2 protein-coding genes are annotated in these 1,761 nt (G+C 48.7%); one reads left to right on the top strand and one right to left on the bottom strand.

Going from position 1 to position 1,761, the window contains the following annotated elements:
• On the top strand, positions 1-933 hold a 933-nt coding region (locus R7127_RS26025; protein ID WP_318148663.1), incomplete at its 5' end, for a DUF2860 domain-containing protein.
• A gap of 56 nt (positions 934-989) precedes the next feature.
• Here the strand turns inward: R7127_RS26025 and R7127_RS26020 are convergent.
• A partial coding sequence (locus R7127_RS26020) for an ATP-binding protein (protein ID WP_318148662.1) occupies positions 990-1,761 on the bottom strand: 772 nt, incomplete at its 5' end.

Below are 1,761 nucleotides of genomic sequence, written 5' to 3'. Positions count from 1 at the left end.
CCTTTGGCCTTTGTCGTCAGTGCTGCTCAGGCTCAACTCGCTGAAACTGCAGGGTTCAGCGGCGAAATCTCAATCAATGCTGGTGTGATTTCATCGGAATCGAACTTTAATACCGACAACAGCAAAACCATCGACTCGTTAAACCAAAGCGCTGAAAGCGACACAACCGTCATCGCAGCGCCGCTCGGAAGTGTCGCCTACACGTTTGGTCACCAGCTCAACCACCAAGTGTATGCTGGTACAACGCGTTCCGATGTGGCAGTCGGTACGCTGGCTTTTCAATTAGGCTATCAGTACGAACTGCCGTCAGGCACAGTATTGGATGTCTCTTACCTTCCGACCGTCCTCAAAGGCGAAACGTGGCGTAATCCTTATCAAGTAGGTACGGCTCGTAAAACAACGGATGAAGGTGGTAACGCCTATCGATTTCAAATCAAAGGTTTGGTCGATAGAAACTTCACCCTCGATTTAGCTTATGCCGATAAAGATGTCGAACAAGATGAAGTCACCGATCGTTCACTCGCGCGTGATGCCAGTATTTATTACGTAAAAGGCGAATATCGTATTTCACTAGACCAAACATCGCTACTGCAACCCGCGTTCACCTACATCAACCAAGATGCGGATGGAAAAGCAGAATCGTATGACTCTTATGCCTTTGACGTAAGTTGGTTTAAGTTCATCAACCGTCATCGTTTAGCCTTAACCGCAGGCTATGCACTCAAAGATTATCAATCGGCGAGCCAAACTTTTGCGAAAACGCGCAGTGATGACACCTTGAGTTTGTTTGCCGCTTACGAATACCAAAACGTGTTTGATTGGCAAAACTGGTCGTTCATTTCCTTCGCGGGTTATAGCCAAACCGATTCAAACATCACCTTTTATGACGAAAATGAATACCTTTTGTCGTTAGGCTTTAACTACAGCTTCTAACATGGTTCTCGCGGCGAACATGTGAATACTCGCCGCGAACTCCTCTCAAATGACCACTACACGGCTTGAGCCGTGATTTGTTTCAGCAATCGGTCCATCGCGCGATACCCGAGCGCTTCCGCTAAATGAGAACGTTCAATCTGCTCAGCACCTTCTAAATCCGCTATCGTGCGGGCCACTTTAATGATGCGATGATAGGCACGAATCGATAAGCCCAGCCGATGTAGTGCAGTTTCGAGAAATTCCGCATCGCTTTTTTGCAACGGACAAAATGCCTCAATCTCACGGCTGCCGAGCAGTGCGTTGACTTTGCCGTTTCGATTGAGCATGCTCTCGCGAGCAAGACTGACGCGCTCTTTGACGAGTTCCGTGGGTTCACCTCGATCACCACCTTCCGCCAACGTGCCTTTCGGTAAGGATGGAATTTCTAACGACATATCAAAACGGTCGAGAAGCGGTCCCGATAAACGACCTAAGTAACGCAAAATAGCTTGAGGGTTAGTGCGAGCTTGATTCCCTTCGTAATAGCCAGTTGGGCTTGGATTCAACGCGCCCACCAGCTGAAAACGAGCAGGAAAACGCGTTTTTCCTTGTGCGCGCGAAATGATGATCTCACCCGATTCCAGTGGTTCTCGTAACGAGTCCAACACTTTACGGTCAAACTCCGGCATTTCATCAAGGAACAATAACCCATTGTGAGCCAAAGAAATCTCACCCGGTCTTGGCACCGAGCCACCACCAACTAATGCAGCCATCGAACTGGAATGGTGCGGCGCACGAAACGGACGCGACTTCCAGTTGTGCTCATTAATCTCACTTTGCGTCAGT

Source organism: Vibrio sp. 1159 (assembly GCF_033340395.1).
Lineage (GTDB): Bacteria > Pseudomonadota > Gammaproteobacteria > Enterobacterales > Vibrionaceae > Vibrio > Vibrio alginolyticus.
The sequence above is the reverse complement of the archived record's forward strand: the minus strand, read 5'-3'. Positions and strand labels throughout refer to the sequence as shown.